Origin of the sequence: Herbaspirillum sp. DW155, assembly GCF_037076565.1 — a bacterium.
Lineage (GTDB): Bacteria > Pseudomonadota > Gammaproteobacteria > Burkholderiales > Burkholderiaceae_D > Herbaspirillum.
In genome coordinates this window covers 112,174-129,122 of the sequence record NZ_AP029028.1, presented here as the reverse complement: position 1 = coordinate 129,122, position 16,949 = coordinate 112,174, and the positions used below count along the sequence as shown (strand labels likewise).

Annotated in this window: 10 protein-coding genes; all 10 read right to left on the bottom strand. The window is 60.4% G+C overall.

Going from position 1 to position 16,949, the window contains the following annotated elements:
* Positions 1-142 precede the first annotated feature (142 nt).
* Positions 143-460 (bottom strand): 30S ribosomal protein S10, encoded by a 318-nt coding sequence (gene rpsJ, locus AACH55_RS00575; protein WP_006464935.1) that lies wholly within the window; start codon positions 458-460, stop codon positions 143-145.
* 99 nt (positions 461-559) lie between these two features.
* Entirely contained in the window at positions 560-1,750 is a 1,191-nt protein-coding gene (gene tuf / locus AACH55_RS00570) for an elongation factor Tu (protein ID WP_008334097.1), read from the bottom strand.
* Between the two features lie 109 nt (positions 1,751-1,859).
* Complete coding sequence (fusA, locus tag AACH55_RS00565; RefSeq protein ID WP_338717480.1) at positions 1,860-3,965, bottom strand: elongation factor G; 2,106 nt, start codon at positions 3,963-3,965, stop codon at positions 1,860-1,862.
* A 127-nt stretch (positions 3,966-4,092) separates the two neighbouring features.
* Positions 4,093-4,563 carry a 30S ribosomal protein S7 gene (gene rpsG, locus AACH55_RS00560; protein WP_338717479.1) on the bottom strand — a complete coding sequence of 157 codons (471 nt, stop codon included), beginning with the start codon at positions 4,561-4,563 and terminating at the stop codon, positions 4,093-4,095.
* A gap of 156 nt (positions 4,564-4,719) precedes the next feature.
* Positions 4,720-5,103 carry a 30S ribosomal protein S12 gene (gene rpsL / locus AACH55_RS00555; protein WP_006465490.1) on the bottom strand — a complete coding sequence of 128 codons (384 nt, stop codon included), beginning with the start codon at positions 5,101-5,103 and terminating at the stop codon, positions 4,720-4,722.
* Positions 5,104-5,456: 353 nt separating this feature from the next.
* A complete protein-coding gene (locus AACH55_RS00550; protein ID WP_338717478.1) occupies positions 5,457-6,614 on the bottom strand; it encodes a ChuX/HutX family heme-like substrate-binding protein in 1,158 nt (385 codons plus the stop codon).
* Between the two features lie 437 nt (positions 6,615-7,051).
* The gene (gene rpoC / locus AACH55_RS00545) at positions 7,052-11,293 is read right to left on the bottom strand and encodes a DNA-directed RNA polymerase subunit beta' (protein ID WP_338717477.1); all 4,242 of its coding nucleotides are present in this window, start codon (positions 11,291-11,293) and stop codon (positions 7,052-7,054) included.
* Positions 11,294-11,578: 285 nt separating this feature from the next.
* A complete protein-coding gene (gene rpoB, locus AACH55_RS00540; protein ID WP_338717476.1) occupies positions 11,579-15,685 on the bottom strand; it encodes a DNA-directed RNA polymerase subunit beta in 4,107 nt (1,368 codons plus the stop codon).
* A gap of 279 nt (positions 15,686-15,964) precedes the next feature.
* Entirely contained in the window at positions 15,965-16,345 is a 381-nt protein-coding gene (rplL, locus tag AACH55_RS00535; protein WP_008334117.1) for a 50S ribosomal protein L7/L12, read from the bottom strand.
* Between the two features lie 96 nt (positions 16,346-16,441).
* Positions 16,442-16,939: a 50S ribosomal protein L10 gene (rplJ, locus tag AACH55_RS00530; RefSeq protein WP_041309939.1), complete on the bottom strand. Its 498-nt coding sequence runs from the start codon at positions 16,937-16,939 to the stop codon at positions 16,442-16,444.
* Positions 16,940-16,949: the final 10 nt, after the last annotated feature.

Sequence of the window (16,949 nt, the reverse complement as noted above, 5' to 3'; positions counted from 1 at the left end):
CGATTGGGCGGGGCTGATGTTCGTACTACCATAAATTATGGGCCTTGCAGACGCAAAACCCACATCGAAGCCGAGCATTATAGCCCGTAAAACAAAAGCGCACAACCGAGGTTGTGCGCTTTTCCAACACTATGCCAGCTGATTACTGCAGCTTGATTTCAACATCAACGCCAGCGGGCAGGTCCAGCTTCATCAATGCGTCAACCGTCTTGTCGGTCGGATCGACGATATCCATCAGGCGCTGATGGGTACGGATTTCGAACTGATCGCGGGAAGTCTTGTTGACGTGCGGCGAACGCAGGACGTCGAAGCGCTGGATGCGGGTCGGCAGGGGAACCGGGCCCTTGACGACAGCACCGGTACGCTTGGCGGTGTCAACGATTTCCAGTGCGGACTGGTCGATCAGACGATAGTCGAAAGCTTTCAGACGGATACGGATTTTTTGGCTAGGAACCGACATGATTTTCCTTTAAAGAACGAACCGGGGATGGGGATCATCCCCGGCGATGTTAAAAATGCGACTGGTGTTACTTGGGTACTGCCACTGCTGATCCGACGATTAGTCGAAGATCTTGGCAACCACGCCGGCGCCGACGGTACGGCCGCCTTCACGGATAGCGAAGCGCAGACCTTCTTCCATGGCGATCGGGTTGATCAGTTGCACGGTGATCGACACGTTGTCGCCCGGCATGACCATTTCCTTGTCCTTCGGCAGTTCGATCGCACCGGTCACGTCGGTGGTACGGAAGTAGAACTGCGGACGGTAGTTGTTGAAGAACGGGGTGTGACGGCCGCCTTCGTCCTTCGACAGAACATAGATCTCGCCGGTGAAGTGCTTGTGCGGCTTGATCGAACCCGGCTTGGCCAGAACCTGGCCACGCTGAACGTCTTCACGCTTGGTGCCGCGCAGCAGCACGCCAACGTTGTCGCCAGCCTGCCCCTGGTCCAGCAGCTTGCGGAACATTTCCACGCCGGTGCAGGTGGTCTTCTGGGTGTCAGCGATACCGACGATTTCGATTTCTTCGCCGACCTTGATGATGCCGCGCTCAACGCGACCGGTCACCACGGTGCCACGGCCGGAGATCGAGAACACGTCTTCCACCGGCATCAGGAAGGTACCGTCAACGGCACGTTCCGGGGTCGGGATGTAGGTGTCCAGAGCTTCTGCCAGAGCCATGATGGCTTGTTCGCCCAGGGGACCGGTGTCGCCTTCCAGCGCCAGCTTGGCCGAACCCTTCACGATGGGCAGGTCGTCGCCAGGGAACTCGTACTTCGACAGCAGTTCGCGGACTTCCATTTCCACCAGTTCCAGCAGTTCAGCGTCGTCCACCATGTCGGCCTTGTTCAGGAAGACGATGATGTAAGGCACGCCAACCTGACGCGACAGCAGGATGTGTTCACGGGTCTGGGGCATCGGGCCGTCAGCGGCCGAGCACACCAGGATCGCGCCGTCCATCTGCGCTGCGCCGGTGATCATGTTCTTCACATAGTCGGCGTGGCCAGGGCAGTCAACGTGTGCGTAGTGACGGTTTGCGGTTTCGTATTCGACGTGCGCGGTGTTGATGGTGATGCCGCGGGCCTTTTCTTCAGGCGCTGCGTCGATCTGGTCGTAGGCCTTCGCTTCGCCGCCGAACTTCTTCGACAGAACGGTTGCGATTGCAGCGGTCAGGGTGGTCTTGCCGTGGTCAACGTGACCGATGGTGCCGACGTTCACGTGCGGCTTGGTCCGTTCAAACTTGCCTTTTGCCATTTTAAATTTCCTTCAAAAGAACGATATGTTCGATGTTCAATATTCAATGATTGGCTGGTAATCCAGCCGGCGCTCCGCCCCACACGGAGCAGAACGCCATTCCCGCAACTTACTTGGCCTTGGAGGTGACGATTGCGTCGATCACGTTCTTGGGCGCTTCGGAGTAGTGCTTGAATTCCATCGTGTAGGTTGCACGGCCTTGGGTAGCCGAACGCAGCGAGGTCGAGTAACCGAACATTTCCGACAGCGGAACTTCGGCCTTGATGATCTTGCCGCCGCCACCAGCGATTTCGTCCATGCCCTGCACCATGCCACGACGGGACGACAGGTCGCCCATCACGGTACCGGCGTAGTCTTCCGGGGTTTCCACTTCCACGGCCATCATCGGCTCCAGGATGACCGGCGAAGCCTTGCGGCAGCCGTCCTTGAAGGCCATCGAACCCGCCATGCGGAAAGCGTTTTCGTTCGAGTCCACGTCGTGGTACGAACCGAAGAACAGGGTGACCTTGACGTCAACCACCGGGTAACCAGCCAGCACGCCGGTGTTCAGGGTCTCACGGATACCCTTTTCGACGGCGGGGATGAATTCACGCGGAACCACACCACCCTTGATCGCATCGACGAACTCGAAGCCAGCGCCCGGTTCTTGCGGTTCGATCTTCAGGACAACGTGACCGTACTGACCACGACCGCCCGACTGCTTGACGAACTTGCCTTCGATTTCTTCGCAGGTCTTGCGGATGGTTTCGCGGTAGGCCACTTGCGGCTTGCCGACGGTGGCTTCCACGCCGAACTCGCGACGCATACGGTCGACGATGATGTCCAGGTGCAGCTCGCCCATACCGGAGATGATGGTCTGGCCGGATTCTTCGTCGGTCTTCACGCGGAAGGACGGATCTTCCTGTGCCAGGCGGTTCAGGGCCAGGCCCATCTTTTCCTGGTCAGCCTTGGTCTTGGGCTCGACGGCCTGCGAGATCACGGGCTCGGGGAAGACCATGCGCTCCAGGGTCACGATGGCCGACGGATCGCACAGGGTGTCACCGGTGGTGGCTTCCTTCAGACCGACGGCAGCAGCGATGTCGCCAGCGCGCACTTCCTTGATTTCTTCACGCTGGTTGGCGTGCATCTGCAGAATACGGCCCAGGCGTTCCTTCTTGTTCTTGACCGGGTTGTACACGGTGTCGCCCGAATTGACGACGCCGGAGTACACGCGGAAGAAGATCAGCTGGCCGACGAACGGATCGGTCATGATCTTGAAGGCCAGCGCCGAGAACTTCTCGTCGTCAGCAGCCTTGCGCACGGTTTCGGTTTCGTCTTCGGCGATGCCCTTGACCGGGGGAATGTCGGTCGGTGCCGGCAGGTACTCGATCACGGCGTCCAGCATGGCTTGCACGCCCTTGTTCTTGAAGGCGGTGCCGCACATCATCGGAACGATTTCGCCAGCGAGGGTGCGCGCGCGCAGGGCCTTCTTGACGTCTTCTTCCGACAGGTCGCCATCTTCCAGGTACTTGTTCATCAGGTCTTCCGACGACTCGGCGGCGGTTTCAACCATCTTTTCACGCCATTCCTGGGCGGTTGCCTTCAGGTGCTCGGGGATGTCGCGGTAGTCAAACTTCATGCCCTGGGAAGCGTCGTCCCAGTAGATGGCGCGCATCTTGACCAGATCGATCACGCCTTCGAAGTTGTCTTCGGCGCCGATAGGCACCTGGATGGGCACCGGGTTGGCCTTCAGGCGGCTACGCATCTGCTCGTAGACCTTGAAGAAGTTGGCGCCGGTACGGTCCATCTTGTTGACGAAGGCCAGACGGGGCACGCCGTACTTGTTGGCCTGACGCCACACGGTTTCAGACTGCGGCTGCACGCCACCCACTGCACAGTAGACCATGCAGGCGCCGTCCAGAACGCGCATCGAGCGTTCCACTTCGATGGTGAAGTCAACGTGGCCCGGGGTATCGATGATGTTGATGTGGTGCTCGGGGAAGTTGTTGGCCATCCCCTTCCAGAAGCAGGTGGTCGCAGCCGAGGTGATGGTGATGCCACGCTCTTGCTCTTGCTCCATCCAGTCCATGGTGGCCGCGCCGTCGTGCACTTCACCGATTTTGTGGTTCACGCCGGTGTAGTACAGGATACGCTCGGTAGTGGTTGTTTTACCTGCGTCGATGTGCGCCGAAATACCGATATTACGGTAGCGCTCGATGGGGGTCTTACGGGCCATAATTAATCCTAAGTCTTTAATGCACGAAACCGAGCGTCATTTTTTTCAAATAAACGCTCGGCTCGAACCAATTTTAAGATGCAGACCCGGACTTCCCATCATCGCAAAAGCCCAGGTCCAGTCTTGATTAGAAGCGGAAGTGCGAGAACGCCTTGTTCGCTTCTGCCATACGGTGCACTTCATCACGACGCTTCATTGCGCCGCCACGGCCTTCGGCGGCTTCCATCAGCTCACCAGCCAGACGCTGGGGCATGGACTTCTCGCTGCGCTTGTTGGCAGCTTCACGCAGCCAGCGCATCGACAGGGCCATACGGCGCACCGGACGCACTTCAACGGGCACCTGGTAGTTGGCGCCACCGACGCGGCGGGACTTGACTTCCACCAGCGGCTTGCAGTTGTTCAGGGCTGCGGAGAACACTTCCAGCGGGTCCTTGCCCGACTTGGACTGGATGTGGTCGAAGGCGCCGTAGATGATGTTTTCTGCGACGGACTTCTTGCCCGACAGCATCAGCACGTTCACAAACTTGGCGACTTCAACGTTGCCGAACTTCGGATCCGGCAGAATTTCCCGCTTGGGGACTTCACGACGACGTGGCATTTCGATTCCTTTCAATCTTCAGTTGAGTGGGCGAACCCTGCTTCAACTTCGCCTGCACTCGCGGAGAGCCATCATGGCTTCCACTTACTCGGCCCGTCCTGGACCGACTCTGAGTCTGTTCACACGACGCGCGAGCGTCATGATAAACACCAATTATTACTTCTTCGCTGCCTTGGCGCGCTTGGCACCGTACTTCGAGCGAGCTTGCTTACGATCCTTGACGCCCTGGGTATCCAGTGCACCGCGAACCATGTGGTAACGCACACCCGGCAAGTCCTTCACACGGCCGCCGCGGATCAGCACGACGCTGTGTTCTTGCAGGTTGTGGCCTTCACCGCCGATGTACGAAATGACTTCGAAACCGTTGGTCAGACGCACCTTGGCCACCTTACGCAGCGCCGAGTTCGGCTTCTTCGGGGTGGTGGTGTACACGCGGGTGCAGACACCGCGCTTTTGCGGGCTGTTTTCCAGCGCCGGCGACTTGCTCTTCACGATCGCGCGGACACGTGGTTTGCTAATCAGTTGATTGATGGTTGGCATCGTTTTAATCCAACAAAGTACAACATTGAAAACAGGTTCCGGAATCGGTTGCCCGGAACCACACAGGAAACTCTTGTGCGCAAGACAATGCGCAAATCGGATTTAAGACCGGAAGGGAGAATAGCGTCGCAGAAGCGATGTTTCAGACCAAAGAACGCATAAGCCCGGGAGAGCCTAAATTCGAGAACTCGCGAGTGTACGCCTGAATGTCCAGCGGGTCAACCCGAACGCCGCTGCGGCGCCGATTTGACGCGGTTTATGGCCATTTCGCCACGGTTTACGGGTGGCGAAATGGCAATGTTTGCCCTCGTGCAAGTGCTGCATCGCTCCGGAGGGGGGCCTGACTGGCAAGTTCAGCCGCGCGGCAACGCCTCCACCATGCTGCGCCATTGTGGCGTCTCGGGCTGGCCGCGGTCGCGGCGGGAGAAGAAGTTGACGATCTGGCGCCCCTGGGCATCGTAGAACTCCACCGAGGTGATCATCCCGTGATCGGTCGGTCGCCGCACCGCCCAGCCATGATCGATGGCGCTGGTGCGCAGGTGCAGGTTGAAGTCGGGGTCGAGCACGTTGAACCAGCCGCCGCCGACCGCCGTCTTGCCGATCAGGCCGCTATAGATCTGCGTCATGCCGCCATTGCTGACGAACACCATGACGGGCTGCTGGCGCGCCCCGGCCTCTTCCAGCAGCGTTTGCGCGGCCTGTGGCGAAAGCCGCCAGGCCAGGTCGCTGCCGATGAGCTGCAGCGCCTGTTCGCGCGTGAGCTTCAGTTCGCGCAACAGGCGCGGGAACTGGTGGACATCGGTGAGCTCCTGCCAGGACTGGCGCAGCTCGCGGATGGCTTCGGGGCTGGGCGCGGTGCTCGTGCTCGCGGTGGCCTCGGCAGCGGGCGCCTCGATGGTCAGCGCAGCCTGCTGGTCAGCCAGGCGGAAATCCGCCACCAGACGGTCAAACTGCGCCACGTGCTGGTCGTTGTCGAGATAGACCTTGTGCACGGCATCACCCTGGCGGTCGAAGAACTGCAGGCTGCGGCTGGTCTTGCCATCCCGTCCCGGCTGCACCACGGCGAAGGCGCTACCCCAGCGGCTCATGGCAAACCGCAGGTCGATGGCGCCGCCGGCGAAGCCGGTACCGGGGATTACCCTGCCCTGCTCGTCCCGCCTGACCGGCGCGACTTCGCCGCTACGCTCCAGCACCGCATCTTCATTGCGGGTGATGGCCTTGATGCGGCCCAGTTCGGGCAGCCGCTCGAACAGCGCCTGCAGGTCGGCCGGGTCGCCCTTGAGGCGAACGGCATTGCGGCCGACCTGGGTGGCCAGCAAGGCCGATTCCTTGACACCAAGTTCACGTGCGGCATCTCGCGTATGAAGCGTTGGCTGCGTTCGCCGGAGTTCTGCCCAGCGTTCGGAAAGGGGAGCCTGGCTTGCGCAGCCGGCCGCAGCCAGGGCGGTCGCCAGCAAGACGGCGAGGGAAGTACGGTGCAATACGGGGCGAGCGATGATGTGCTTGCTCATGGGAATTCCTTGACCAGGTAAGGCAAGGGGGATCAGCAGGCAATCTTCAGGCTGACGTGAGGCTGCACACCGCGATCTGCATGGAGACACTGGTAACCACCCTTGGGATGTGGATCGGTTACTGGCGCAGGCTGGCTACCTTGGAAAAACGACCTGCGGGCGCAGGCCGTCGGGCATATGAACATGGATTCCATCGAGAAGCCTCAGATGAGAACCATTATTGTTAGTGGATGATAAAAGCTTCACGCATGCTTGGCAATGCCGCACACCATCAACCCCATGCGATTTGGGATATGAAGTTGCCGGCAAGCCCCAAACAGCCGCTATGAACGAAAAAACGGCGCCGGAATTGCTTCCGGCGCCGTTCTTTCTTGCAGCCATTTTCTTGTCGGGGCAGCCGATGCTTCTGGCCGCCCCTGATGCAAGAGGTGAAGTGCTTACGCTTCGCCTTCGCCGCCACCGATGGATTCGGTCGAGGAGATTTCCTCGTCGGCGAAGTCGGAACGGGAGGCACGTTCGGCTTCGAGCAGTGCTGCGCGCTCTTCGGCTTCCCATGCATCCTTTTCCTTGCGGGCGCGGTGGAAGGCCAGGCCAGTACCGGCCGGGATCAGGCGGCCGACGATGACGTTTTCCTTCAGGCCGCGCAGGCCGTCCTTCTTGCCCATGATGGCCGCTTCGGTCAGCACGCGGGTGGTTTCCTGGAACGATGCGGCCGAGATGAAGGAGTCGGTCGACAGCGATGCCTTGGTAATACCCAGCAGCACGTTTTCGTAGGTCGCCGGAATCTTGCCTTCGGCCACCACGCGGTCGTTCTCGTCCAGCAGTTCGGAGCGCTCGACCTGCTCACCGGTGATGTAGTTGGTGTCGCCCGGCTCCACCACTTGCACGCGGCGCAGCATCTGGCGCACGATCACTTCGATGTGCTTGTCGTTGATCTTCACGCCCTGCAGACGGTACACGTCCTGCACTTCGTCGACGATGTAGCGGGCCAGCGCTTCGATACCCAACAGGCGCAGGATATCTTGCGGATCGGCCGGGCCGTCCACGATCATTTCGCCCTTGTTCACCACCTGGCCGTCGTGCACCAGCACCTGCTTGTCCTTGGTGATCAGGAACTCGTGCTTGGTGCCTTCCATGTCGGTGATTTCCAGACGCTGCTTGCCCTTGGTTTCCTTGCCGAAGGCAACGGTACCAGTGACTTCGGCGAGCATGCCGGCATCCTTCGGCGAACGGGCTTCGAACAGCTCGGCCACGCGCGGCAGACCACCGGTAATGTCACGGGTCTTCTGCGATTCGGTCGGGATACGGGCCAGCACTTCACCCACATGCACCTGCTGGCCGTCCTTCACGGTGATCAGCGCGCCGACCTGGAAGCCGATGGTCACCGAGTGTTCGGTGCCGGCGATCTTCACTTCTTCGCCTTGTTCGTTGAGCAATTTCACCTGCGGACGCATGACCTTCGAGGAAGGACCACGACGCTTCGCATCGATGACCACCAGGGTCGACAGACCGGTGACTTCATCGATCTGCTTGGCCACGGTGGAGCCTTCTTCCACGTTTTCGAACTTCACGGTACCGGAGTACTCGGTGATGATCGGACGGGTCAGCGGATCCCAGGTGGCCAGTGCGGTACCGGCCTTGATGGTCAGGCCATCCTTGACGATCAGGGTGGCGCCGTACGGCACTTTGTGACGCTCACGCTCACGGCCCAGGTCGTCGGTGATCAGCACTTCGCCGGAACGGGAAATGACGATCTGTTCGCCCTTGCCATTGGTCACATAACGCATCGTGGCGGTGAAGCGCACGGTGCCGTTGGACTTGGCTTCCACCGAGGAGGCCACCGCTGCACGCGATGCCGCACCGCCGATGTGGAAGGTACGCATGGTCAGCTGGGTACCCGGCTCACCGATGGACTGCGCAGCCACCACACCGACGGCTTCGCCGGAGTTCACCAACAGGCCACGGCCCAGGTCGCGGCCATAGCACTTGGCGCACAGGCCGTAGCGGGTGTCGCAGGTCAGCGGAGTACGAACCTTCACTTCGTCGATACCCATGCGTTCGATCTCTTCCACCTTGTCTTCGTCCAGCAGGGTGCCGGCTTCGAACAGGGTGGATTGATCTTCCGGATTGACGATATCGGTCGCAGCCACACGGCCGAGGATACGGTCGCGCAGGGCTTCGATGACTTCACCGCCTTCGACCAGCGCCTTCATGGCCGAACCGTTGGAGGTGCCGCAATCGTCTTCGATCACGACCAGATCCTGGGTGACGTCCACCAGACGACGGGTCAGGTAACCGGAGTTCGCGGTCTTCAGCGCGGTATCGGCCAGACCCTTACGGGCGCCGTGCGTCGAGATGAAGTACTGCAACACGTTCAGGCCTTCGCGGAAGTTCGCGGTAATCGGCGTTTCGATGATGGAGCCGTCAGGCTTGGCCATCAGGCCGCGCATACCGGCCAGCTGGCGGATCTGGGCAGCCGAACCACGGGCGCCGGAGTCGGCCATCATGTAAATCGCGTTGAACGATTCCTGAGTGGTCTTCTTGCCTTCGCGGGTGATGACCTCTTCCACCTTCAGCTGGTCCATCATGGCCTTGCCGACTTCGTCGCCGGCCTTGCCCCAGATGTCCACGACCTTGTTGTAGCGCTCGCCTGCGGTCACCAGACCGGAGGAGTACTGCTGTTCGATCTGCTTGACTTCGGACTCGGCAGCGGCGATCAGGGTGGCCTTTTGCGGCGGCACCAGCATGTCGTCCACGCAGATGGAGATACCGGCGCGGGTCGCCAGGCGGAAGCCCGACTGCATCAGCTGGTCGGCAAACACGACGGTGGCACGCAGACCACACTTGCGGAAGGACGTGTTGATGAGCTTCGAGATTTCCTTCTTCTTCAGCGCGCGGTTCAGCACCGAGAACGGCAGGCCCTTGGGCAGGATCTCGGAGAGGATCGCGCGGCCGACGGTGGTCTCGTAACGCTTGACGGTACGCACGAATTCGCCGGTGACCGGGTCCTTCGGATGCTCGACGATACGCACCGTGATACGGGTGGCCAGCTCGACTTCCTTGTTGTCGTAGGCGCGGATGACTTCGGACACATCCTGGAACATCATGCCTTCGTTCTTGCCGTTGATGGCTTCACGGGTGGCATAGTACAGACCCAGCACGATATCCTGGGACGGCACGATCGACGGTTCGCCGTTGGACGGGAACAGGATGTTGTTGGAGGCCAGCATCAGGGTGCGGGCTTCCATCTGCGCTTCGATCGACAGCGGCACGTGGACGGCCATCTGGTCGCCGTCGAAGTCGGCGTTGAACGCCGCGCAGACCAGCGGGTGCAGCTGGATCGCCTTGCCTTCGATCAGGACCGGCTCGAACGCCTGGATGCCCAGACGGTGCAGGGTCGGCGCGCGGTTCAGCATGACCGGGTGTTCGCGGATGACTTCTTCCAGGATGTCCCAGACCACCGGCTCTTGCGCTTCCACCAGCTTCTTGGCGGCCTTGATGGTGGTCGACAGACCCATCAGTTCCAGCTTGTTGAAGATGAAGGGCTTGAACAGTTCCAGGGCCATCAGCTTGGGCAGACCGCACTGGTGCAGCTTCAGCTGCGGACCCACCACGATGACCGAACGGCCCGAATAGTCCACGCGCTTGCCCAGCAGGTTCTGACGGAAACGACCGCCCTTGCCCTTGATCATTTCGGCCAGCGACTTCAGCGGACGCTTGTTGGCGCCGGTCATGGCCTTGCCGCGACGACCGTTGTCCAGCAGCGAGTCCACCGCTTCCTGCAGCATGCGCTTTTCGTTGCGCGTGATGATTTCAGGCGCGCGCAGTTCCATCAGGCGCTTCAGGCGGTTGTTGCGGTTGATGACGCGGCGATACAGGTCGTTCAGGTCGGAGGTCGCGAAGCGGCCGCCATCCAGCGGCACCAGCGGACGCAGTTCCGGCGGCAGCACGGGCAGCACTTCCATGATCATCCACTCGGGCTTGATGCCCGAGCGCTGGAACGCCTCCAGCACCTTCAGGCGCTTGGCGTACTTCTTAATTTTGGCTTCGGACTTGGAGTCCTTCAGTTCCTGGCGCAGGGTTTCCGCTTCGCGGTCGATATCGATCGAGCGCAGCAGTTCGCGGATACCTTCGGCGCCCATGAAGGCGATGAAGTCGTCGCCGTACTCTTCGTACTTGGCGGCGTAGTCATCTTCGGACATGATCTGGCACTTCTTCAGCGGGGTCATGCCGGGATCGGTCACGACGTAGGCTTCGAAGTACAGCACGCGCTCGATGTCGCGCAGGGTCATGTCCAGCACCATGCCCAGACGGGACGGCAGCGACTTCAGGAACCAGATGTGGGCAGTCGGGGAAGCCAGCTCGATGTGGCCCATGCGCTCGCGGCGCACCTTGGCCAGGGTCACTTCCACGCCGCACTTCTCGCAGATCACGCCGCGGTGCTTCAGGCGCTTGTACTTGCCGCACAGGCACTCGTAGTCCTTGATGGGGCCGAAGATCTTGGCGCAGAACAGGCCGTCGCGCTCGGGCTTGAAGGTACGGTAGTTGATGGTTTCCGGCTTCTTGACTTCGCCGAAGGACCACGAGCGGATCTTGTCAGGCGAAGCCAGACCGATCTTGATCGCGTCGAATTGTTCGTTTTGCTGGACTTGCTTGAATAGATCGAGCAGTGCTTTCATGTATCACTCCAGGTTGGCGTGAAAAAACTAAATTTACGTGTGGCCGGTTCACCCTGCTTAACCCTGTTCGCATCGGCGGGAGAGCCAGCGAAGCCTCTGCTTCGTGGTGCCGCTCGATACCGGGACAGACCTCCCCAGCTTACTGCCGTACTTCGCTTGAATCTCTTGAATCTCTTGATTCGTTCACATCGCCCGTGGAGCGATGCGTCAATACTGAATTCTTGAATTATCGGTTCGCCGGAAAAACCGGCGGGGTGCGCAGCCTGCGCCGCGCACCCCTTTACATCATTCGCGTTCCAGGTCGATGTCGATACCCAGCGAGCGGATTTCCTTGACCAACACGTTGAAGGATTCCGGCATGCCGGCATCGATCACGTGATCGCCCTTGACCAGGTTCTCGTACACCTTGGTACGGCCGTTCACGTCGTCGGACTTGACCGTCAGCATTTCCTGCAGGACGTAGGAGGCACCGTAAGCTTCCAGTGCCCACACTTCCATTTCGCCGAAACGCTGGCCGCCGAACTGCGCCTTGCCGCCCAGCGGCTGCTGGGTCACCAGCGAGTACGGGCCGGTGGAACGGGCGTGCATCTTGTCGTCGACCAGGTGGTGCAGCTTCAGGTAGTGCATGTAGCCAACCGTCACGGTGCGCTCGAAGGCTTCACCGGTGCGGCCGTCATACATGGTGACCTGGTTCTTGGAAGGCGTCATGCCCAGCTGCTTGGCGATCGGGTCCGGATAGGCCAGATCGAGCATGCGGCGGGTTTCTTCTTCATGCGCACCGTCGAACACCGGGGTAGCGAAGGGCACGCCCTTCTTCAGGTTGGTCACCAGCTCGATGATTTCTTCATCGGTGAACGAGTCCAGCTCTTCCTTCTTGCCGGATTCGTTGTAGATGGTGGTCAGGAACTTGCGCAGTTCCGCAACCTTGGCTTGCGCCTGCACCATCTCGCCCAGACGCAGGCCCAGACCCTTGGCCGCCCAGCCCAGGTGAACTTCCAGCACCTGACCGACGTTCATACGGGACGGCACGCCCAGCGGGTTCAGCACGATGTCGGCGGGGGTACCGTCGGCCATGTGCGGCATGTCTTCGATCGGCAGGATACGCGAGACCACACCCTTGTTACCGTGACGGCCGGCCATCTTGTCGCCAGGCTGCAGGCGGCGCTTCACGGCCAGGTAGACCTTGACCATCTTCTGCACGCCCGGCGGCAGTTCGTCGCCCTGGGTCAGCTTCTTGCGCTTCTCTTCGAAGGCCAGGTCGAACTGGTGACGCTTCTCGGCGATGGATTCCTTGATGGCTTCCAGCGCGTTGGCGATATCGTCATCAGCCGGGCGGATGTCGAACCAGTGGAACTTGTCCAGATCGTCCAGATATTCCTTGGTCAGCTTGGTGCCCTTGACCAGCTTCTTGGGGCCGCCATTGGCGACCTTGCCGATCAACAGACGCTCCAGACGCTGGAAGGCATCGCCTTCCACGATACGCAGCTGGTCGTTCAGGTCCAGGCGATAGCGCTTGAGTTCATCATCGATGATCTGCTGGGCGCGCTTGTCGCGCTGAATGCCTTCGCGGGTGAACACCTGCACGTCGATGACGGTACCGACCATGCCCGAGGGCACGCGCAGCGAGGTGTCCTTCACGTCGGAAGCCTTCTCGCCGAAGATCGCGCGCAGCAGCTTCTCTTCCGGCGTCAGCTGGGTCTCGCCCTTCGGGGTGACCTTGCCGACCAGGGTGTCGCCGGCTTCGACTTCAGCGCCGATGTAGACGATACCCGACTCATCCAGACGGGCCAGTTGGTTCTCGGCCAGGTTGGAGATGTCGCGGGTGATTTCTTCTGCACCCAGCTTGGTGTCACGTGCCACCACCGACAGTTCCTCGATGTGGATCGAGGTGTAGCGGTCATCGGCCACGACCTTTTCGGAGATCAGGATCGAGTCTTCGAAGTTGTAGCCGTTCCAGGGCATGAACGCCACCAGCATGTTCTGGCCCAGTGCCAGCTCGCCCATGTCGGTCGAGGCGCCGTCGGCGATCACGTCATGCTTGGCCACGCGGTCACCGATCTTGACGATCGGGCGCTGGTTGATGTTGGTGTTCTGGTTGGAACGGGTGTACTTGATCAGGTTGTAGATGTCCACACCGACTTCGCCCGCTTGCGCTTCGTCGTCGTTGACGCGGATCACCACACGGCCTGCATCGACGTAATCGACCACGCCGCCACGCAGGGCTTGCACGGTGGTGCCGGAGTCAACCGCCACGGTACGTTCGATGCCGGTGCCGACCAGCGGCTTTTCCGGACGCAGGCAAGGCACGGCCTGGCGCTGCATGTTGGCGCCCATCAGTGCACGGTTCGCGTCATCGTGCTCCAGGAACGGAATCAGCGAGGCTGCCACCGACACCACCTGGCCAGGGGCCACGTCCATGTACTGCACGCGTTCCGGCGAGACCAAGATGGTTTCGCCAGCTTCACGGGCCGACACCAGTTCGTCGGACAGCTTGCCTTCAGCGTCGATGGTCGCGTTCGCCTGGGCGATCACGTAACGACCTTCTTCGATGGCCGACAGGTAGTCGATCTGGTTGGTGACCTTGCTGCCCTCGACCTTGCGGTACGGGGTTTCCAGGAAACCGTATTCGTTCAGGCGGGCATACAGCGCCAGCGAGTTGATCAGGCCGATGTTCGGGCCTTCAGGGGTTTCGATCGGGCAGACGCGGCCGTAGTGGGTCGGGTGCACGTCGCGCACTTCGAAGCCGGCGCGTTCGCGGGTCAGACCGCCAGGGCCCAGGGCGGAAACGCGGCGCTTGTGCGTGATTTCCGACAGCGGGTTGGTCTGGTCCATGAACTGCGACAGCTGCGACGAACCAAAGAACTCACGGATGGCAGCCGAGATCGGCTTGGAGTTGATCAGGTCGTGCGGCATCAGGTTGTCCGCCTCGGCCTGGCCCAGACGTTCCTTGACGGCGCGCTCCACGCGCACGAGACCGGCGCGGAACTGGTTCTCGGCCAGTTCGCCCACGCAGCGCACGCGACGGTTACCCAGGTGGTCGATGTCATCGACTTCGCCACGGCCGTTACGCAGTTCGACCAGGATCTTGATGACGGCCAGGATGTCGTCATTGGACAGCGTCATCGGACCGGTCAGCTCATCGCGGCCCACGCGGCGGTTGAACTTCATGCGGCCCACGGCCGACAGGTCGTAGCGGTCTTCGCTGTAGAACAGGCCGTTGAACAGGGCTTCCACGGACTCTTCGGTCGGCGGTTCGCCAGGACGCATCATGCGATAGATCGCCACGCGTGCGGCGGTCTGGTCGACGGTGTCGTCGGTACGCAGGGTCTGCGAGATGTAGCCGCCCTGGTCCAGGTCGTTGGTGTACAGGGTCTGGATGGCCGAGATGTTGGCTTCGCGCAGCTTGGCCAACAGTTCTTCGGTCAGCTCGTCGTTGGCGCTGGCCACGACTTCGCCGGTGTCCGGATCGACGATGTTCTTGGCCAGCACGCGGCCCAGCAGGTAGTCCTCAGGCACGGAGATGTGCTTGATGCCGGCCGCTTCGATGTCACGCACGTGCTTGGCGTTGATGCGCTTGTCCTTGGCGACCATCACCTTGCCCGACTTGTCGGTGATGTCGAAACGTGCGACTTCACCGCGCAGGCGCTCGGAGACGAACTCCATGTCCGCGCCTTCGGCGTGCAGGTTGAAGTTGTCGAAGACGAAGAAGTTGGCCAGGATCTGCTCGGAGGTCATCCCGATGGCCTTCAACAGGATCGTCACCGGCATCTTGCGGCGGCGGTCGACGCGGAAGAACAGGATGTCCTTCGGGTCGAATTCGAAGTCCAGCCAGGAGCCACGGTAAGGAATGATGCGGGCCGAGAAGAGCAGCTTGCCGGACGAATGCGTCTTGCCGCGGTCGTGTTCGAAGAACACGCCCGGGGAGCGGTGCAGCTGGGACACGATCACGCGCTCGGTGCCGTTGATGACGAAGGAACCGGTGGTGGTCATCAGGGGCAGTTCGCCCATGTAGACTTCCTGTTCCTTCATTTCCTTGACGACCGGCTTGGTGGGCGATTCCTTGTCCAGGATCACCAGGCGCACCTTGGCGCGCAGCGGGGACGCGAAGGTCAGGCCACGTTGTTGGCACTCTTTGACGTCAAACGGCGGAGCGCCCAGCACATACGACAGGAATTCGAGACGCGCAAAGCCATTGTGCGAAACGATGGGGAAAATCGAGGTGAAAGCCGATTGCAGGCCTTCATTCTTGCGTTCCGATGCAGCACGTTCGGGTTGCAGGAAATTCTGATACGACTCGATCTGAGTCGCGAGCAGGAACGGAACGTTGTGGACGTTTGCGCGTTTCGCGAAGGATTTGCGAATGCGCTTCTTCTCAGTAAATGAGTAGTGCATGGACACTCCGTGAGTGACAGGAAGGATAGAGAATTCAAGATTCGATCAGACCGCGCGACTTGCCGGCAAAGCAGTCCGGGCCATCGGCACTCAAATCTTCAAATGTCTACCCTAGTTTTTTGCTGAGATCGCGCTTAATATTCCCGACAACGAATACTGCAACGCATCAACATCACCAGCAAAAATAAGAAACGACAAAGGAGCCAAAGCCGAATCCCTTTTTCAAGGGATTCTGCACTTTGACTCCGGAGTAATGACTCGCCTTGGCAGGCAAGAGAATTACTTCAGTTCGGCCTTGGCGCCAGCTTCTTCCAGCTTCTTCTTGGCAGCTTCAGCGTCAGCCTTGGCGATGCCTTCCTTGACCGGCTTCGGTGCACCGTCAACCAGATCCTTGGCTTCCTTCAGACCCAGGCCGGTGATTTCACGGACGGCCTTGATGACGCCGACCTTGTTGGCGCCGACTTCAGCCAGCACAACGGTGAACTCGGTCTGTTCTTCAGCAGCGGCAGCACCACCACCAGCAGCGCCACCGGCGGCCGGAGCAGCCATAGCGGCAGCGGAAACACCAAACTTCTCTTCGAATGCCTTGACCAGGTCATTCAGTTCCATCACGGACAGCGCGCCAACGGCTTCCAGGATGTCTTCTTTGCTAATTGCCATTTGAAACTCCTAAATTTATTTCGGTAATAACATCAGATTGGTAGTGACGCGAAAGCGTCGAAACTGCAGAGCGGGGCCGCCTCAAGCGGCCGTGCCTCATGCGGCTTCGGCTTCCTTCTTGGCTGCCAGGGCAGCCAGAGCGCGCGCAAAGCCCGACACCGGAGCCTGCATCATGCCCAGGACCTGGGCCAGCAGAACTTCGCGAGACGGGATGTTTGCCAGCGAAGCCACAGCAGCCTTGTCCAGCTGCTTGCCTTCGTAGTTGCCTGCCTTCACAACCAGCTTGTCGTTGGTCTTGGCAAAGTCGGACACGACTTTGGCAGCGGCCACGGCATCTTCCGAGATCGAGTAGATCAGCGGACCGGTCAGTTGCGGGGCGAGGTCGGCAAACTTCGTGCCTTCGATGGCGCGACGAGCCAGCGTGTTTTTCAACACGCGCAGGTACACGCCTTGGGCACGCGCTTGTGCGCGCAGTTGCGTCAAGGAACCAACCTGGATGCCACGGTATTCGGCCACGACGATCGTTTGCGCAGATGCAACCTTTGCGGAAACTTCGGCGACGACGGCCTTCTTGTCATTCAGATTGAGACTCAAGATCAACCTC